The sequence below is a fragment of the Desulfosarcina ovata subsp. ovata genome (assembly GCF_009689005.1).
Lineage (GTDB): Bacteria > Desulfobacterota > Desulfobacteria > Desulfobacterales > Desulfosarcinaceae > Desulfosarcina > Desulfosarcina ovata.
This window is the reverse complement of record NZ_AP021879.1, coordinates 5577225-5595332: the sequence shown is the minus strand read 5'-3', so window position 1 is coordinate 5595332 and position 18108 is coordinate 5577225. Positions and strand designations below refer to the sequence as shown.

Sequence of the window (18108 nt, the reverse complement as noted above, 5' to 3'; positions counted from 1 at the left end):
GAAAAATTATTGATGCAAACAACGTATTGCATTGAATAATTCAAATCAACCCCCATTGCCAGGGTAACCGCATTTGGATCGATTTGCAGTTCTTCGCGGGCATGGCCCGCTCTTACAGGCATCAATGGCTTCGTCAAGCATGGTTTTTGTAAGAGCTGGCCATGCCTGCGACCCTATCTGTTTCCATTAAGTTCCAAATGCGGGAACCCTGCCTCCATTGCAGGGGGGCTGACACCGGACTCACCCTTAGAGCCCGTTTGATAAATCCGTCTAAAGCCCGCTAACGGCGTTGGAAAGTATCTCAAAATGCTCACATATTACATATATGCTCCGCTTTTGAGTCACTTTCCGCCTTGTTATCGGGCCTGATCCAGACTTCTCAAACAGGCTCTTAGAAAACCACAGAAAGCATTTATGATCTCCTCCCACCCAAACCGATCCAATACCGGCACCGGCGTGACCTTTGCCTTTGTTTGTCTCATCATTCTCGGCACCTTGCCTGTTGTCTCCAACAGCCGTCCCCCGGGAACTTCCGCCCTGGCCTTTGCCTTTTTTCTCTCGGTGTGGCAGCTGATCTTTTCTCTGCCCCTATTCATCCACGAGCTGATATCGGGCAGGCGGGGACTCTTCGATATGGGGGGAGGCTCCCGGGAGCGGGGGCGTGTGGCGGCAGTGGCCGTTGTCACCGGCATTATGTTCGGCCTGGCCACGTGGTGCTATGTGCTGTCCATGGAAAAGGCCGGGGCGGTGAGTGCGTCCATTGCCATTCAGACCTATCCCCTGTTTGCCATCCTGGTGGAGATGGTCCTGATCCGCCAGGGCAAATCCTTCCTTGAACTGGCCCTGACCCTGGGGCTGGTACTGGATCTGTATTATCTCGGCACCGGCGGCACCTGGCAGCTTGCAGGAATATCGGTCTGGTTTTTGGCGGCCCTGGGCGTCCCGCTGCTCTGGAGCATCGCCCATGTCCTGATCAGAGAGGAATTGACCACCACCCCCATCACCCCTGCCCAGGTCACCTTCTTCAGGGTTCTGCTCTCGGCTGTCTTTTTGGGGGCGGTCATGGGCGGCACCGGTGACGGCGGGCGTTTTATTGACACCATGCCCTATGCCGCAGCCATGGGATGTCTTTACTACCTGGAGCTTTTGGTTTGGTTCTATGCGGTCCGCCACATTAACATCTCCCTGGCCAGTGCCGTTACAACGCCTTGGCCGGCCGTAACCATGGTGCTGGCGGCCCTTTTCCTGGGAGACAAAATTCAGCGGTACCAGGTTACGGCCTTTTTTATTGCGGCCGGATGTGTAGGGGCTTTGCTGGCGGCGGGCGCCGCCAGGAACAGGGCCCGGTAAGGTCGTCTATACACCGAAAGACCGTGCGTTTAACGGCTCTATATAATCTTCTAAAAACATCCCCCGATACCCCATATGGAGGCTCTGTTATGTAACCAGCAATAGCCTCACTTCATTTTGTTGAATGCTGTCGCCTTTTTTTACAAAGTGAAAGATTTTTTTACGATGTGAGAAATAAACAAACGGCGGTCCGTAGCGCAGTTAAGCAGTCAGCCTTGGGGCATCAATGCCGAAGATACAGTAAAGTTCAAATTCCGTATGATAAAAATCCCACCGGTATGGCATTACACTTGCTGTTCCAAAGGAAAACGCACACGATCGTCATGGCAGGCACCCGAATGAAAACCGCCGGAATTGAAAAGGCCTTTGAAATGAATTCCGGTCACACCGTCAGGTTGAGCAGATGGAAGATATACCCGGTATCAAGTGGCGGCTCCAATCAGATCATGAAACACTGATTCCATTGCTGATCGTCGCCGTTCTGATCGGTGTTCTGACCGGTTTTCTGGCGGTGGGGTTCCGCTATCTGCTGCTGGTCGCTTCCCGGCTCTGCTGGTACGATCCTCTCGACATCATCGGCGGTGCGACTCAGTTGCCGTGGATCGCCGTCATTCTCATCCCGCTGTCCGGGGGGCTGCTCGTTGGCCCGATCGTTTCCAAATTGGCGCCGGAAACCCGGGGCGCCGGTGTCCCTGAAGTCATCCATGCCGTCGCCTCGAAGCAGGGGATTATCCGTCACCGCACGACGTTCTACAAAATACTGTCGACTGTTGTTTCCATCGGCTCCGGTGCTTCCGTCGGCAGGGAAGGCCCCATTGTGCACATTGGCGCCTCGGTCGGTTCTTCCGTCGCCCAGCTGGTCCGTCTTTCTTCTGAATGGCGGTCCGTTTTCCTGGCCTGTGGCGCGGCGGCCGGGATTGCCGCAACCTTCAATGCCCCCATGGCCGGCATGCTGTTTGCCGTGGAAATTATTCTGGTCGATTTCGAGATCAGTTATCTGAGCCACATTGCGATTTCAGCGGTAGCGGCGACCGTGGTTTCGCATCAGTTCCTGGGGAATCTTCCGGCCTTCGACATCCCCCCGTACACGCTGGTCAGCTACTGGGAGATCCTGCTTTATGGTTTGCTCGGCATTATAGCCGGTTTCGTATCCATCGCCTTCATTAAATCGATTTCCATTGTTGAAGACACGTTGAACCGGTTCAGAATTCCGAGCGGTCTGCAACCTGCCGTTGGCGGGCTTATCGTGGGATTACTGGCCGTCAAGGTCCCCCATGTTCTCGGTGTGGGGTATCAGTCGGTCAACCTGATTCTGACCGGGAAGATGGCCCTCGACATCATTGCGGTAGTTCTGGTCTGTAAGCTCGCGGCCACCTCCTTTTCCATCGGGGGTGGTTTTTCAGGTGGGATTTTCGCACCTTCGCTGGTATTGGGGGCGCTGCTGGGGGGAATTTTTGGCGTTGCCGTGAACCACCTGTTCCCGGAATGGTCTGCGGCCTATCCCGCCTACGGCCTGGTCGGCATGGGGGCCATTGTCAGTGGGGTCACCATGGCGCCGATTACGGCCATTTTTACCATTTTTGAACTGACCTACAATTTCGAAATCATCCTCCCGTTGATAACAAGTTGCATCACCAGTCTGATTGTCGTCAAGAAATTCTACGGCAATTCCATCTACGAAACCAAACTGCTAAAAAAAGGAATAAAAATTGTCCGCGGTCACGATGTCAACCTGCTGCGGTCCATCCATGTGACCGAATACATGGACAGGGCCTACGAGCGCATCGGAGTGGGCACCGGTCTGCTGGATTTGATTGCCAAAGCACGTGAAAGCACCTACCCGCACTTTGTGGTTCTGAACGACGGGGATGAGCTGGTGGGGATGTTATCCATGCGCGATTTAAAATACTGCCTGTCGGACATGGCGGATTTGTCCACCATCGTTGTGGCGGCCGACATCATGACGCAAAACGTGCACTGCCTCGTTCCCGCCGACACACTCGAAACCGCTTTCGAAGCCTTCGAAGGCAAACACATATCGACCCTGCCGGTCGTGGATCCCGTCAACAGAAAAAAGGTGCTTGGTATTCTGAAAAAAAGCAATCTGATCCTGGCCTACAATGAGAAGGTCTTGAAAACCCATATTTTTCGAAACCAACGCCGGTAGGATGCCATGACCCTGGGGTCAGATTACCAAAGACCGCCCCGCCCCGGGGGAGGTCAGAAGCCCCGCCAGAAGTTTAAGCCCCTGTTCCACCCGCTTCCGGGAAGGCTCGCATCCCAGGCTAATGCGGACGGCATTGGGCTGCGTCCGTCCCCCCACTGCAAATGCACTCCCGTCCGTCACCAGGACGCCCTGGCTTTGCGCCGCTGAACAAAAGCCTTCCGTCCCCCAGGCGAATGGCAGGGTGAGCCAGATATGAAAGCCCTGGAGATCAGGGGCTAAGCCCTTGGGGCAGCTACGGCCATGAGCGTCACCAGCGTGCCGTGCTGGGCCCCGCAGGTGATAACAATTTCGTCGGGATCTGCCTTCACCCCGGTGCGGGCCAGCCAGTCGCATCCCCCGTGGAGATGATGGACAAGGCCCTTCTCGCTCTGGTGGTCGAGGAAGGCGCTGAGTTCCGGGGCTCCCGACAGCTCCGCCAGGGTGCGGGACAGGTACCGGCCGGACACACCGAGAAAGGGCAGATTCCGGGAGAGGCCTATGGGGCCGCTGCCGGGCCGGGACAGATCCGCCAAGTCCTTCACGAGCTGATATCGGGCAGGCGGGAGCTCTTCGGTATGGGGGGGGGATGCTCCCGGGAGCGGGGGCGTGTGGCGGCAGTGGCAGTTGCCACCGGCATTATGTTCGGCCTGGCCACCTGGTGCTATGTGCTGTCCATGGAAAAGGCCGGGGCGGTGAGTGCGTCGATTGCCATTCAGACCTATCCCCTGTTTGCCATCCTGGTGGAGATGGTCCTGATCCGCCAGGGTAAATCCTTCCTTGAACTGGCCCTGACCCTGGGACTGGTACTGGATCTGTATTATCTCGGCACTGGCGGCACCTGGCGGCTTGCAGGAATATCGGTCTGGTTTTTGGCGGCCCTGGGCGTCCCGCTGCTCTGGAGCATCGCCCATGTCCTGATCAGAGAGGAATTGACCACCACCCCCATCACCCCTGCCAAGGTCACCTTTCCAGGTTCGCAAGTACGCTTCGTTGCTTCCAATAAGGAAAATTTGTTCTAAAGATTAAGTTCGCCAGGGACGATACGTAACGTTAGTATCATTACTATGAATAAGGCGTTCACAAGGATCCGAACGCACATTCAACTTTTTAAAGTTAAAACCCGTTTTTTAAAATCCGTTTGATTCTGGCTTGGCCAGGTTAGGTATAGCGCAATTGAAGGCTGTTTTTTCTTTCTGTAGACATGATTAACAAAATGAACCAAGCGAATAGGGATGATCTGCATGTGGAGTCTAAAAAGAATTACCATCGGGAAGAAAGTTACGTTAATCAGCGCATTTGCGTTGGTTGGAATGAGTGTTATCATCGGCCTCAGTCTTGTATTTTTTGGCCAGGTCGGCGATATCAGTCAGCTGTCAGGCGCTGGGAGTGAATACCGGCTTGTCGTTTATAGAGCTTCGATGGCTGGCGAAGTCTGGGCCAGAACCAACAAACCGGTTGATTGGGAGAAGTACAACGAACTTGCCGAGGAGGTGATTGCCTTCGATAACGTGCCCGGAGGGGTTTATCGACTGATGCAGATACACGACAATGTTGATGCGATCGTAGCCGAATACAAACGGATGTATGGTACCGTTCATCCATCTACCCCCAAAATCGCCGCCTTGTTCCTGAAATTGAAAGGCAAGCCCCAACTTACCCAGATTGCAAAGTACACCGATGAAGCCCACGCGAATAGTGTGAAGAAGCACGAACTGACCAAAGCGCTTCACCTCGCCGTCTCTGATGCCGAAAAGACACGTATTCTGAGTGAAATAGATGCGACCGACAAAAAACAACACCAGGCTGTGGATGACTATCAGGGCGTATTGGATGGCCTGGCCGCCTACCTGAAAGCGACTATCGTCAAGATCTTTATCGGTATCGGGGTGTTGATCATGATCGTCCTGGCGGCCATGACCTTTTTTGTGATCCGGGCGATTACCGCACCCCTCAAATCAACGGTTGCCTTTGCCCATGGCCTTGCCCAAGGGGATCTGACCCGCAAGCTTGCCATCCAGAATAGAGATGAGTTGGGTGAGATGGGCGACTCGTTGAATCAAATGAACAGTGATCTGGGTGAAATGCTCAGAGAGATCAAGCAGGGCGTCGAGACCCTTTCCTCGGCGTCGACGGAGCTTTCTTCCATCTCTGTCCAGATGACGGACGATACCAAACAAACATCGCGTCAATCAGAAGACGTAACCGCCGCCGCAGGTGTCATGAACGAAAAAATGACCGCCGTGGCCGCTGCCATGGAACAGTCGTCCACTAATGCGAACCTGGTGGCCTCTGCAGCGGAAGAGATGTCGTCGACCATCGATGAAATTTCGAAAAATGCGGAGACGGCGCGAACAACCTCCGAAGATGCCAATGAGAAAACCAAGCAGGCCACCGTGCTGATGAACGAATTGGGGACGGCGGCGGATTCCATCGGTAAGGTAATCGAAACCATTACCGACATTTCCGAGCAGGTTAATCTGTTGGCCTTGAATGCCACCATCGAGGCGGCCAGGGCCGGAGAGGCTGGTAAAGGGTTTGCTGTCGTGGCCAATGAGATCAAGGAACTGGCGCGTCAGACTGCTGATGCGACGCAGGACATCAAACTCAAGATCAATACGATCCAGGATACGACCCGAACTACCATTTCCCAGACTCAGGAAGTGTCGACAGTCATCGGCAACGTCAACGATGTGATCGCGGGAATTGCCACTGCTGTTGAAGAGCAATCCGCCGCCACGCGAGAAATTGTCAGCAATATTGTTCAGGTGTCGAGCGGTTTCGAAGAGGTCAACCGCAATGTCGGAGAGGCGACCAACGAAGCGGCCAACATCAACGCCGCCATTACCGAGGTCAATCAGTCGACCGATCAGATCGCCACCAGCAGCAACCAGGTGAATAGCAGTGCCGGTGAGTTGTCCACCCTGGCGGAAACCCTCAATGGGATGGTGTTGCGGTTTAAACTGTAGGTTGGCATTTGAATCAATACGAGGCCATCACTCAATCTTTTTAGAAGACCCCGGAGGATAATGGCAAACCTTCACACGAAGATTATATCGGCTACAAAGTGCCGATCTTTCCAAAGACGTGTACGATAACCGTTACTGCCTCCACAATCGGCGAGAATCAGAAGCCGCGCAATAAGGCGATTTCTGTCAAAGCATATACCCGCCTGCTTGTCTTTTCCTCCGTCTTCTGCGTTGGGCGTTTCCACACATAGCCCCACTATGCGTAAAAAAGCCCGCCTTGAATACGAATGAAAATCATGCGCATCCGGGTATATTCTTTTCCGCCAATCGCCTAACATGCCTTTCCATTGGTTTTTTATACAGAATTCGAATATTTTTAATCTTCCAACAAAGAGTTATATTTTCCCCCCTTGAAAAAACTGGTTCTGCATTTCGATAATCGCAGCCGGATCATCGATATACTCTTGATTGACCGCACTCACGGTTTCCGGGCTGATAAAACCGTTGAGGACAATTTCTTGTCCGGCCTTTGCCAGCGCATTAAGCTGGCTGGTCGCCAATTCAGGTTGCACCTGGATTAAAAAGGCTGACGGAAATAGGAATTCCCCTTTCTGGCAACCGTCCATATTGGCAATAATCCGCCGGAAACTATTGCTATCGATGACTACCGTTGATTGCCAAAATTTTTAATTTTTCTGACATCTATCATCTCCTTTCCCATTTTTATCCTGCCTCTGTTTAATGTTTCAATATCTTTTCAAATAGGCAAAAGCATTATCCGCCATCTTTTCAAGATCGGTTAACAACTGCTGCTGCCGTTTCTTGGATAAATCCCGGCTGAGAATTTCGCTCCACTTCAAGATAATCTTCCAGAACTCCTCTTCGATTTCCCTTGCCGCCGGCTCCAAATATGCGTGCTTGACACGGTGGTCGTTGCTGTCGGAGGCCCGCCGGACGTACCCGAGGTCTTCTAATTTTTTCAGCGCCCTTGCCGTGTTGGCCTTGTTTAGATAGGTGGACCGGGTCAAGTCATCCTGGCTTCTGCCGTCTTCATCAAAAAGCTCGGCTAAAAAAATATACTGTCCCGTACCAATTTTTAACTTGGGCATTTCCTGATTCAGGTAGACCGTGAACATTCTGAAAAGCAAGGTGATGAAACGAGCCGGAGTCCTTCTGCCTTTTAATTGCATGAATTCCCTTTTTTGATATATTGGTTGACATCGCAACTAATATATCCCTATTTGGTTGCGATGTCAACCAATTGCCGGCGAACAAACAGGGTAACCGCATTTGGCAACCTCTATGGAAAACCGTTGTCGCAGGCATGGCCAGCTCTTACAACGCAACCCATTAAACAGCCATATGTAAGAACGTGTAGGAGCGGTCCTTGGCCGCGAAAAACAGGAAACCGTCCAAATGCGGTTACCCTGGGCGAACAAAATTGACGGATTCGTAAAAAGTTAAAAATCCATGTTTTGCGTCATTCCGGCGTAGGCCGGGCACGTAGTAAGCTTTAGCGCTATCCAGTAATTTCAGTGCATTCTGGGCATTCTGGATGCCGGATCAAGTCCGGCATGACGACCCGGCGACTTTTTACGAGACCATCAAAATTAGTAAAAGATGGATAAGGTACCCCTCATGTTCATAGGCCACGACGTTCCAGTAGCGGCCATACAAGTTGACGATGTATTCCTTTGCCAGCGATTGGAATCGAACGGCCAAGGCCGCCGTATTTCCCAGCTTGCTGCCATATACCGGATTGAGCAAATTCGTTTTTGAGTTTTTCAAGGATGTTGTGTAGGATAAGCATGCAGGGTAAAAAATGTGGTCCCCTATTTGTGAAGTTGCCAATGCTGAACAGGGCCTATGGCAAAACAAAGGATGCGGACCTGGAGCAAAGCCTGGACCGGGCAATAAAATTAGAAAAAGATTTCATGCCAGAGAGCAAACCGGCTTCAAGCGGTTCAAAATTACGGAAGAAGACTGGCGTAATCGGGAAAAATGGGAGCAGTACGAACTGGCGGTTATAGATATGGTGGATAGGACCAGTACAGATTATGCCCCATGGACCCTGATAGAGGCGAACAATAAATATTTTGCCCGTATCAAAGTACTCAAGACAGTGTGTACAACAATCGAAGCAAAGCTCAAGGAACTTTACGAGGAAGGCGTCGATTATTTGGAAAAATCGAAAAAAAGAAAGTGAGGAGAAAGAGAAGAAGGAACCTTTTGGATACATTTTCCTTTCAGCCGCTGTCATTTCCCTATTGATCTTGACTTGCATGGATTGTCGTTATCCTTTCTGAATGCATTGCTTCTGCTGAGAAAAATCTAGTTACTAACCTTATTTTCGATTTCTGTTTGTTCCAAGATTTAAAATAAGCCGGGACGTCTGAGTATTTTCCGGACGGTTCGGTTCGGTATCAACTCAAAATGTCACTATTCGGCGGACTGCCAATCGCACGACCGCCGGTCAGATGCCATCATAATAAGAGAGGAGGAGACATGCAACACTTCGGGTTTTATGCAGTGAAGTCTCTGGTAGTGGGGGTCCTGGTTGTCCTCATGCTATCAACGACAAGCCTGGCGCAGGACCAGGACGAAGGGGCAACAACGCTGTCCCGGGTGATGAGCAGCAACGTGTTGAGAGTCGGCGTCAATCCGAACTTTAAGCCATTTTCCTTTGAACGGGATGGCAAGCGCGTCGGCGTGGATATCGACATCGCCAACCTGCTCGCCGAGAAACTTGGCGTAAAAGCCGAATTCGTCGTTCCCGAATCCTTTTCCGATCTGATTCCAATGCTCCAGGCAAACGAAATCGATATCATTATCGCCGGTATGAGCATTACCTTCGATCGTGCGAAAAGAGTCGATTTTTCAGTGCCCTATTTCGAAACCGGCCTGTCGATCCTGTTGAACAAAGTCAGAGCCGCCAAACTGGGAATCGGCGACGCCAAAGACCATCAGACCATTTACTCCATCCTCGAAAAAAACGGAAAAGCGAACCGGCTCGTCATCGCCGTGACGGAAGGCAAAGCCCCCCAACAAGCGGTTCCCCGTTACTTTCCCCAGGCATCGGTGAAGGCGTATCCGACCAACGAAGCGGCCGCCGCGGCAACACTCAGCGGTGATGCGGACATGATGGTTCATGATGAGATCTTCCTGAAGGTCTGGCTGAAGGAGCACATGCGGGATGCGCGGTACCGCCTGGTGGTTGTCGATCCACCGTTTAAACCCGACTATTACGGCATGGCGGTGCGCAAGGGAAACCAGGATCTGCTGAACATGCTCGCTGTATTCAATCTGGAACTGAAGTCAGATGGGAGTGTATCCCGTTTCCTGGGGCGGTACCTGCCGGTGACCACCAGGGTCGTTACCCGAAGCTACACCATCAGCGAAGATTATTACGGAGGTGACTGATATGGAGAAGCAGAGCAAAGGGATTGACCTGCAATGGAAAATTCTCATCGGGATCGTTGCCGGTATCGGGATCGGCATGGGGATCAACATGGCCATGGGCGCCGGCATCACGTCGGGCCCGCTGTATGTCATGAAAACCGTCTTTCAGTACGGTGGAGACATTTTTATCCGGCTGCTGCGCATGCTGATTGTACCGCTGGTGTTTGCCTCGATTTTCATGGCGGTGGCCAATCTCGGAGATGTGCGCGCACTGGGTAAGATTGGCGGCAAAACCGTCGGTTATTACATGCTGACCACGGCCTTGGCCGTTCTGGCGGGGCTTATTGTGGTCAACATGATCCCCAAAAATGCGGCCGCGGCGTTTGCCACCGGCAACATTCTGCAGATCATTTTTTTCACGATTTTTCTCGCCATCATGGCATCGACCATCGGACGGGATTCCGAGGCACTGACCAATGCCATCAATGGTATCGACCGAATCATGCAAAACGGCATCATGGCGATTATGGTCATCGCGCCGTATGCCATTTTTATGCTGGTCACCGCGATTTTCATGGATCTTGGATTTGCCGCATTGAAAGCGCTGGGCAAATATGCGGCCACAGTTCTTTTGGGCTTGCTAATCCACGGTTTTGTTACCTTGCCGATTCTGGTTTTGCTGATGGGGCGGTATAATCCGTACCGGTTGTTCAAGGCCCTGAGCCCGGCCATGATGACGGCCTGGTCTACCGCCTCCAGCGCGGCCACCTTGCCGATGACCATGAGCAATCTGGAGAAACGAGCCGGCGTGGAAGGCCGCATTGGCAATTTCGTGCTTCCCCTTGGTGCCACGATAAACATGGATGGAACTGCATTGTACGAATCCGTGGCAGTTATTTTTATCGCCCAGATCATGGGGATTGAACTGACGATCGGCATGCAGGTCGTCATTTTCGTCACCGCCTCGCTGGCGGCCATCGGGGCGGCGGCGATTCCCGGTGCCGGCCTGGTCACCATGGGCATCGTCCTGACGGCTGCGGGCCTTCCCCTGGATGGCATCGGACTGATCCTCGCGATTGACAGAATCCTTGACCAGTTCCGCACGGCGATCAACGTTTGGGGGGATGCAACGGCGGCTGTCGTTATCGGACACTCGGAAAATGCCATTCATGAGGTTTGATCAACGGCCGCAGCCATACTCAATTTTATCGATGTCTACATTTGGGGAAGGAGTACACCATGGAATTTCCAAAACAAATCCACGATTTCATGTTGCATGACGTTGCCGGAAATTGGACCTATAAAGGCAAGGTCCTGCAAAGCGCCAACTATATCCGCCTGGGATCGCGGATGAATCTGTTTATCCAGACGGTAGCGGACAAAGAGGGGAACCTGGAGTATATCATCCGTTTGCGTGACAGTTTTGTCAGGGGCGGCATCCGCACCATGGAAGAAGCCGTTCAGATTGCCAAGGAGATCATCGAGGAAAACAAGCTGTTCATCGAGAAATCGGTTTTGTAGGCTGTTACCCGAAATCTGTCTCAATAGGGGGTACCGGTATGACGGTCCAATGACGTCGGATTCCCTTCGTTTGGGTTGCCGTCAGGCCGGTACCCCTTCCGCTGCTATTCGGATGCGTCCTTTTCCAGCTCCGCGATCCGGTTCTGGATGGATTCCAGCGAGGCTTTCATGGCATTGGCCTCGGCCTGGAGCATCGCCATTTCATCGGCACTGCTCTGCGGATAAGCGGGGCCGACGGCGGGGGGTGCCGGATATCCTCCGTATCCGCGGTATCCGAAACCGCGCCCCCGTCCGCCATATCCGCGCCTGAATCCCATGCCCCTGCCTCCGCCATAGCCAAAACCATAGCCGATGTTAGCGGGTCGTCCGTATGATCCGCCGCACACTCCTCGGCGGCCACCGGTCATGGGGCCGGCTCCTGCGGGTCCACTTCTGTCAAATCCTGGCATGATGGTACCTCCTTGTTTTGGGGTAAGTTACCGTGGATGATCACTCATCCATCCTGCCCCGCCGTCGGCGGCGTCTGCCGCCGCCCCGCATGGCATAATTCCCGCCGCTGACCCTGAGGGCTTTGCCGGTAACCAAGGCCTCGCCAACGATATGGCGGGCCCTGGACAGAATTCTGCCATACGTCTGCCGGGACACCTGCATGAGGTTGGCTGCCGATTCCTGATCCAGGCACTCGAAATCGCTTAATCGAATGGCCTCCAGTTCTTCAACGGACAACATCACTTCGCCGGAGATCGGCATTCCCTGTGGGACAAAGGCGGCGATGGTCGGATAACTGGAAACAATCCTGGGTTTTTTGGGTCTCGGCATGGTTCAACCTCACAGTAATGGTCTTTTGATTAATAAATAAAAACTATAATAGTGGTTGTCAAGGATAATTAAGGTCGTTTGACCAAAATAATTATCCCGGTGGACGATGGGATGCTGCATCCTTTTCAGTTTTCCAAAAAAAACAAGGGGGCACCCGCGATCAATCGCAGGTGCCCCTGGCACTTATTTGGGTGGACGCCAAGATGGTTCGGATCGATTATATCCCCAGGTAGGCTTCCTCTTTTTGAACGTGCGCGCCACTTTGTCGACAAGGGTGTCGTAGATTCGGGCGAGCGACTCCTGCAGCCCCCTGGGCTGGTATATCATCACCAGGATCAGCACCACGCCGTAGATGATCAGATGCAGCCCCGGCAGGGTATCGCCGAAATAGATCCGTGAGAGATCGCTGACCGGCCGCAGCAACAGCGCACCGATCACCGGCCCGGCGATGGAGCCACGTCCGCCGATGAGCGCAATGAAAGCGATCTCGAAGGAGATGTCCAAGGAGATGATGCTGCGCGGGTGAATGAACAGGGAGAACTGCGCATAGAACGTTCCCGCCAGGGCGGTGAAAAACGAACTCATGGCCATGGCGATCAGCTTGGAGCGGGAGATGAACATGGTCAGTGCCAGAACGGCGATGAGCATGATCAGGATGATGTAGTAGTACGGCACCTTGGTGGTGAACATGAAATTGGCGAGGCCCGTGTCCAGGGGCGGGATCTGCAGGCCACGCGGGCCGTTGATCTTGAGCGGACCCAGGTAATCGATGTTCTTGACCATGACCCGGAACCCCTCGGCAAAGGCGATGGTCGCCAGGGCAAAATAGGCACCGCATGACCCAGGGGAAGTACGCCGGCAAACCCGCCCACCATGTTCCAGGACGTGGTCAGGTAGGCGTAAAAGTAGATCAAAACGATGATGTGCAGCACCGCGTCGTAGCCGACGATCATGCCCGGTCCGTCGGTCAGATTGATATCGACCAGTGCCTGCCGGATTTTTGCCGGGTCGAGGCTGCCGGCCTTCTCCAGGACCGCTTTGATCAGGTACATGGAAAGGTAGGCGTCCACGGCCTCGCCGGTCAGGTTGGCACCGTATCCGGCCTTGTAGCGGTCGTTGGTCTGCTTGGCCCCGGGCTTGTTGACATTGGTCTCCCACTCGACGATGTCGAAGATATAGCGGGCGTTCTCGCCGACCGTCTGCATGAACGACGGATCCGCATGGCCGCCGCCGCTGGTGATGATGGCTTTCAGGTTGACCTTGTATTCCGCCAGGGTATTGGTGAGAAGAATCGCATCGGCCGCATTGGAGACCAGCATCAGGACATCCGCCCGGGCGCGCCGGATTTTCTGCACCACGGGGCTCAGGTCGGTGGCAGTGAAGGGGTAGGGTTCGTCCAGCACCACCTCATAGCCGCCGTCCTGGGCCAGTTTCTTCCACTGGGCGGCAAATCCCTTGCTCCAGTCGCCGTTTTCATAGACGAAGGCCAGTTTTTTAATCGGGGTCCCGAACTCTTTTTGCATGTCAACGTTGGTTGGAGGTTTTCATATCTTTTATTTTTGCTGAAGTTGGTCGTTTGATGCAGGTATTGCTCTTTGCCAATGTCATTGTAACTGGCCCATTGATCTGTTGCGATTACTGAGTCCGGCTCGATGTTATCGTAAACAAAAGATTCGAGGGATTCCTTGGTGCAATCGGGGATCACACGCAGTCTGATTCCCCCGATCTGCTTTTTGATATCATCTCGTTCAACGGCAATGGGAGTGTGGGAGTGGGGACGTCTCTGTGGGAGTGGGGACGTCTCTAATTATCTAATCAACTTGATTTGCCTCTCAACATTTGCTATGAAAGGTGCCATGCCACGGTTAGCCCGATTAGACGCTCCCGGGATTTTGCATCACGTGATCATCCGGGGGATCGAAAGAAAAAACATTTTCCGGGATACAACCGACAAGCAGAATCTTGTCGATCGGCTTGATCAGTTGGTTCCGCAGACGCAAACCAGATGTTATGCTTGGGTTTTGCTAACCCATCTTTGTCACTTTTTTCCGGAAAATTGCTGAAGAACCGCGTTTTTTACTACATATGAAATTATTTTATTAATAATTACAATATGTTGAAATTTTGCCGGCCAAAGTAGTGCCATAAAATTCACCGAAGTATTGACAATCGGTGTTTTTTCTGTAATTCAAGATGGCATGTATATCCGACGAACAACAATTAAGAGCAAAAAAGATGGCGAAACATATTTCACTCATCGCCTTGTTGGATCAGTTAGAGTTGGAAATAAGGTGAAGCAGCGCACTATTATAAATCTCGGTAAAAATTTTCCTTTTCCACGAGAACAATGGCCAGATATTGCTTGTCGTGTTGAGGGAATTATTAATGGTCAATCAAGTTTGTTTAAATTGCCGGAAAAAATTGAGCAAGCCGCACAGCATTATGCTGCACAAATCATACAAACCCGGTCGAGTCAAAACAACAATACAGACAAAAACGATAGTATAGATGCCCCCGATTACCGTTTGATTGATATCGATAGTCTTGAACTTATAAGACCGCGTAGCGTTAGTATTGAACATGTATCACATGAAACATTTCTCAAATTACAATTGGATAAAATATTTGAAGGTCTTGGATATAATAATCATCAAATAGCAGCTGCAATCGGAAGTATAGTTGGTCGAATGGCGGTTCCCGGCAGTGAGTTATCAACGCATTACTGGCTGCAAAATCGAAGCGGTTTAGGCGAATTAATCGGCTATGACTATGAAAGTATGTCGCTAAAACGAATCTATGAAATATCTGACCGTATTTACAAAGACAAAGAAGCGATTGAAAGGCATTTATACAACCGAGAACGTTTTTTGTTTGGTTTTGAAGAAATAATTACACTTTATGATTTGACAAACACATTTTTTGAGGGAAGCTGTAAGTATAATGAACTTGGCAAGCATGGAAAATCAAAAGAAAAACGCTCAGACTGTCCCTTGGTAACTTTGGCTTTAGTTTTGGACAGTAGCGGCTTTCCAAGAAGAAGTAAAATATTTTCCGGAAACGTTAGTGAGCCATCAACACTGGAAGAAATGATTTCAAGCTTGAATAAACCATCAGAAAGTTCATTAGAAGACGATAAGCAGATGAGTGTTTTTGATAAAAAGAAACCAGTTGTCGTAATGGATGCCGGGATAGCAACAAACGATAATGTACAATGGTTGCAGGCGAATCATTACCGATACCTTGTTGTCAGCAGGAAAAGATATAGAGAATTTGATCATGATAAAGCTGTTGAAGTAAAAAGAGATAAGGATTACATTGTTAAAGCGTACAAAAAATATGTCAAGGAAACAGAAGAGACTGAAATTTATTGTCATTCAAGTGAGCGAGAAAAAAAGGATCAGAGCATTCAAAATCGATTTTCAGAAAGATTTGAAGCAGACTTAAAATCATTGAACGATGGTTTAAATCAAAAAGGTCGGCTAAAGATTTATGAGAAGGTTGTTGAAAAAGTAGGACGGCTGAAACAAAAATATACCAAAGCTGCTAAAAATTATGAGATTACCATCCATAAAGATAAAGGATCAAAGAAGGCGACAAAGATTACCTGGAAGATAAAAAAAAATTCTGACTCTTCAGATTCAAATCCAGGCGTTTATTGTTTGAGAACAAACTTGAACGATCTGGATGAAACTATTCTTTGGCGTACATATACGATGTTGACTGATCTTGAAGCTGTATTTCGAAGTTTAAAATCGGAGTTGGGTTTACGGCCGGTGTTTCATCAAATAACGAGGAGAGTAAAAGGACATCTCTTTATCACATTATTAGCTTATCACCACGTTCATACAATCAGGTTTAGACTTAAAGAAAATGGGATTCATACAAGTTGGTCCGATTTGAGAAAAGAATTCGAGCTGTGCGGACCATGCCCAGGATGGATATTGCACAAAGGGCTAACCAAAAATTAAGATATGAAAATAGGTTCGGAATTGACTGGACATCATTAAAGATAAATGCGATGTTTTGGTAGATCACTATCTCAAACCCCGAGACGGAGGCTACCAATGAGCAAATACAAAATCGAAGTCATGGTGAACCTGGTTGAATGTGATGAGGAAACGGACGATAAGCCCATTGAACTGGAAGATGGATGTTATCAATACACTGTAAACGCTGATGCCGGTGAAAATATAGACGACTGCGAAATAGCAATTTTAAATACGGCATACCCTGCAATAAGAGCCGCCATAGCACGACACATGGAAAAGGTGTCTAAAAAAAAGTCCTGACTTTCAGTGGGGCTAATCAAATTGAGGTAAATGAAAGCCCATATCTGGTGGATGGCGCCGTGGGGCGTTTTGCGTTTGAAACCCACTTCGCATTTGATGAAAATGGCGTTCGGTTTGACAGTAGTCAATCGATATTTGCCCCATTAGGAACGAATCAGTTTTATTTGACCACGGGCTTTAAGGAACGGGCCATGATTATGGGTAATACGGAAGGATCCTTCCGGAAAACATCAAAATGGCTCAACTTCATACGGCACCAAATAGAAGGCGGTACGCCACATCGCACATTGCATGATCAGACCCAGAAAGAAGGTCGGGAATTGATCGACCATTTAAAGCAAAAGGCCGATGATTTGAATCATGGCAACTTCAGCGCTGACGGATGTTGTATCAACCCAGATATTCCCAGGGGCGGAGAACCGATATCAATTCCCATGGATGAAGTTCACAAGGCCCTTTCTAAAGGATCTTTCGACTATAATCCGATTGAACTGTTGAATAATCCCGTCATTTACGAAGAACCCAGTCAAACGGTCAACATAAGCATAGACGACGTAACCCCCAAAAGGCAGAAGGGTACACGAGAAAGCCCAAAAATCACTGAGCATACGCGAAAATATGTACATGATACCGTATGCCACATTGAACATGGAGGCCCAAAATACGTATTGGCAGCTGATGGCACCAAATCATGCTTGTGGTTGCTAATCGCGTTTCTTTTGTCAAATTTTCTATTCGGCAAACGTCTTCAGATTTTTACCGACGGCCATAAGGCGCTAAATGCTGCCATCGTCAAGCAATTTGGTTGGTACAATAATATGCAGATTGTTCTTGATTGGTTTCATCTATGCAAGAAGTTCAAAGAAGAATTGAGCATGGGGATGAAAGGCAGAAAGTTGAGAAATGAAACGCTTCGCGCGGTTATGCCGTTGTTGTGGCACGGCCTTACAAACAAGGCCATATCATATCTTGAAAACATCCCGGCATCCGAAATCAAGGATGAGAATCATATTCAAAAGCTCATTGACTATTTGGGTCGGAATAAATCCTCGATTCCCAACTATGATATGCGCAAACGGTTAAATCTTCGGAACTCGAGTAATGTGGGTGAAAAGATGAACGACCTCGTCGTTTCAAATCGCCAAAAGAAGAATGGAATGAGTTGGGCGAAGAAAGGCTCTCTCAATCTGGCTATCATCACAACTTTGAAAATCAACGATGAGTATCACAATTGGTTCAGCAATAAGGAAGTAAAATTTAGCTTAGCTGCTTGACCATTTAAGATATCTTCGTCCGCACAGATCGAAAGAATTAGACGGCCAAAATCGAACAACAGCAGTAATGAGAAGTAAAAATGGCGAGACAATACATGTTAGAAAAAGCACAAAAGCAGAGTCTCGTCAACTAAAAATTTATGATGCACTGGGTGTGCCTCATAGTCCAGGAAAAGTGGTAAAATATGAGGTATAAAAAATAAGTAGTGCCATAAACGCCTTAGCGTATGACTCAACTATTAGAAATTACAGTAAATATTAAATTCAAGCGGAAAAGATGGGCT

At 50.1% G+C, this 18108-nt stretch carries 17 protein-coding genes and 2 pseudogenes; 11 read left to right on the top strand and 8 right to left on the bottom strand.

Annotation, left to right across the window (positions count from 1 at the left end; all coding sequences use genetic code 11):
* Nucleotides 1–414 precede the first annotated feature (414 nt).
* The 4 genes from GN112_RS24540 (at nt 415) to GN112_RS24525 (ending at nt 6522) form a co-directional block, all read left to right on the top strand.
* Nucleotides 415–1350: a DMT family transporter gene (locus GN112_RS24540; protein WP_155312596.1), complete on the top strand. Its 936-nt coding sequence runs from the start codon at nt 415–417 to the stop codon at nt 1348–1350.
* A gap of 403 nt (nt 1351–1753) precedes the next feature.
* Entirely contained in the window at nt 1754–3517 is a 1764-nt protein-coding gene (locus GN112_RS24535; RefSeq protein WP_155312595.1) for a chloride channel protein, read from the top strand.
* A 320-nt stretch (nt 3518–3837) separates the two neighbouring features.
* Nucleotides 3838–4575, top strand: a complete 738-nt coding sequence (locus GN112_RS24530) for a DMT family transporter (protein WP_155312594.1) — start codon at nt 3838–3840, stop codon at nt 4573–4575.
* Nucleotides 4576–4974: 399 nt separating this feature from the next.
* Complete coding sequence (locus GN112_RS24525; protein WP_162459102.1) at nt 4975–6522, top strand: methyl-accepting chemotaxis protein; 1548 nt, start codon at nt 4975–4977, stop codon at nt 6520–6522.
* Nucleotides 6523–6561: 39 nt separating this feature from the next.
* Here the strand turns inward: GN112_RS24525 and GN112_RS34545 are convergent.
* The 3 genes and pseudogenes from GN112_RS34545 to GN112_RS24515 form a co-directional block, all read right to left on the bottom strand.
* Nucleotides 6562–6689: pseudogene (locus tag GN112_RS34545) on the bottom strand (ISAzo13-like element transposase-related protein); the annotation flags it as partial.
* 228 nt (nt 6690–6917) lie between these two features.
* On the bottom strand, nt 6918–7148 hold the full coding sequence (locus GN112_RS24520; RefSeq protein WP_155312592.1) for a hypothetical protein: 231 nt from the start codon (nt 7146–7148) through the stop codon (nt 6918–6920).
* A gap of 120 nt (nt 7149–7268) precedes the next feature.
* Nucleotides 7269–7712, bottom strand: coding sequence for a MarR family winged helix-turn-helix transcriptional regulator (locus GN112_RS24515; protein ID WP_155312591.1), 444 nt, complete (start codon nt 7710–7712; stop codon nt 7269–7271).
* Nucleotides 7713–8344: 632 nt separating this feature from the next.
* Here GN112_RS24515 and GN112_RS24510 point away from each other — a divergent pair.
* The 4 genes from GN112_RS24510 to GN112_RS24495 all read left to right on the top strand — a co-directional run bounded on the left by GN112_RS24510 (nt 8345) and on the right by GN112_RS24495 (nt 11442).
* Nucleotides 8345–8728 carry a hypothetical protein gene (locus GN112_RS24510; RefSeq protein ID WP_231717126.1) on the top strand — a complete coding sequence of 128 codons (384 nt, stop codon included), beginning with the start codon at nt 8345–8347 and terminating at the stop codon, nt 8726–8728.
* Between the two features lie 299 nt (nt 8729–9027).
* The gene (locus tag GN112_RS24505; protein ID WP_162459101.1) at nt 9028–9942 is read left to right on the top strand and encodes a transporter substrate-binding domain-containing protein; all 915 of its coding nucleotides are present in this window, start codon (nt 9028–9030) and stop codon (nt 9940–9942) included.
* A gap of 1 nt (nt 9943) precedes the next feature.
* On the top strand, nt 9944–11101 hold the full coding sequence (locus tag GN112_RS24500; RefSeq protein WP_155312589.1) for a dicarboxylate/amino acid:cation symporter: 1158 nt from the start codon (nt 9944–9946) through the stop codon (nt 11099–11101).
* 59 nt (nt 11102–11160) lie between these two features.
* Nucleotides 11161–11442: a hypothetical protein gene (locus GN112_RS24495; protein WP_155312588.1), complete on the top strand. Its 282-nt coding sequence runs from the start codon at nt 11161–11163 to the stop codon at nt 11440–11442.
* 104 nt (nt 11443–11546) lie between these two features.
* Here GN112_RS24495 and GN112_RS24490 read toward each other — a convergent pair whose 3' ends face one another.
* From GN112_RS24490 to GN112_RS35415, 5 genes and pseudogenes are all read right to left on the bottom strand, one after another.
* Complete coding sequence (locus tag GN112_RS24490; protein ID WP_155312587.1) at nt 11547–11891, bottom strand: DUF5320 domain-containing protein; 345 nt, start codon at nt 11889–11891, stop codon at nt 11547–11549.
* A 40-nt stretch (nt 11892–11931) separates the two neighbouring features.
* A complete protein-coding gene (locus GN112_RS24485) occupies nt 11932–12261 on the bottom strand; it encodes a DUF134 domain-containing protein (RefSeq protein WP_155312586.1) in 330 nt (109 codons plus the stop codon).
* A gap of 183 nt (nt 12262–12444) precedes the next feature.
* Nucleotides 12445–12951 (bottom strand): branched-chain amino acid ABC transporter permease, encoded by a 507-nt coding sequence (locus tag GN112_RS24480; protein ID WP_162458703.1) that lies wholly within the window; start codon nt 12949–12951, stop codon nt 12445–12447.
* Nucleotides 12912–13784, bottom strand: coding sequence for an ABC transporter substrate-binding protein (locus tag GN112_RS33680; RefSeq protein WP_174247673.1), 873 nt, complete (start codon nt 13782–13784; stop codon nt 12912–12914). Before GN112_RS33680 ends, GN112_RS24480 begins: the two co-directional genes overlap by 40 nt.
* Nucleotides 13785–13846: 62 nt before the next feature.
* A pseudogene (locus tag GN112_RS35415) lies at nt 13847–13966 on the bottom strand (IS1595 family transposase); the annotation flags it as partial.
* Nucleotides 13967–14423: 457 nt separating this feature from the next.
* Here GN112_RS35415 and GN112_RS24470 point away from each other — a divergent pair.
* The 3 genes from GN112_RS24470 to GN112_RS34540 all read left to right on the top strand — a co-directional run bounded on the left by GN112_RS24470 (nt 14424) and on the right by GN112_RS34540 (nt 17824).
* Nucleotides 14424–16229, top strand: coding sequence for an IS1634 family transposase (locus GN112_RS24470; RefSeq protein ID WP_155312585.1), 1806 nt, complete (start codon nt 14424–14426; stop codon nt 16227–16229).
* Nucleotides 16230–16325: 96 nt separating this feature from the next.
* On the top strand, nt 16326–16550 hold the full coding sequence (locus tag GN112_RS24465) for a hypothetical protein (protein ID WP_155308746.1): 225 nt from the start codon (nt 16326–16328) through the stop codon (nt 16548–16550).
* A 47-nt stretch (nt 16551–16597) separates the two neighbouring features.
* Nucleotides 16598–17824 (top strand): hypothetical protein, encoded by a 1227-nt coding sequence (locus tag GN112_RS34540; protein ID WP_231716912.1) that lies wholly within the window; start codon nt 16598–16600, stop codon nt 17822–17824.
* The last annotated feature ends 284 nt before the right edge of the window (nt 17825–18108 follow it).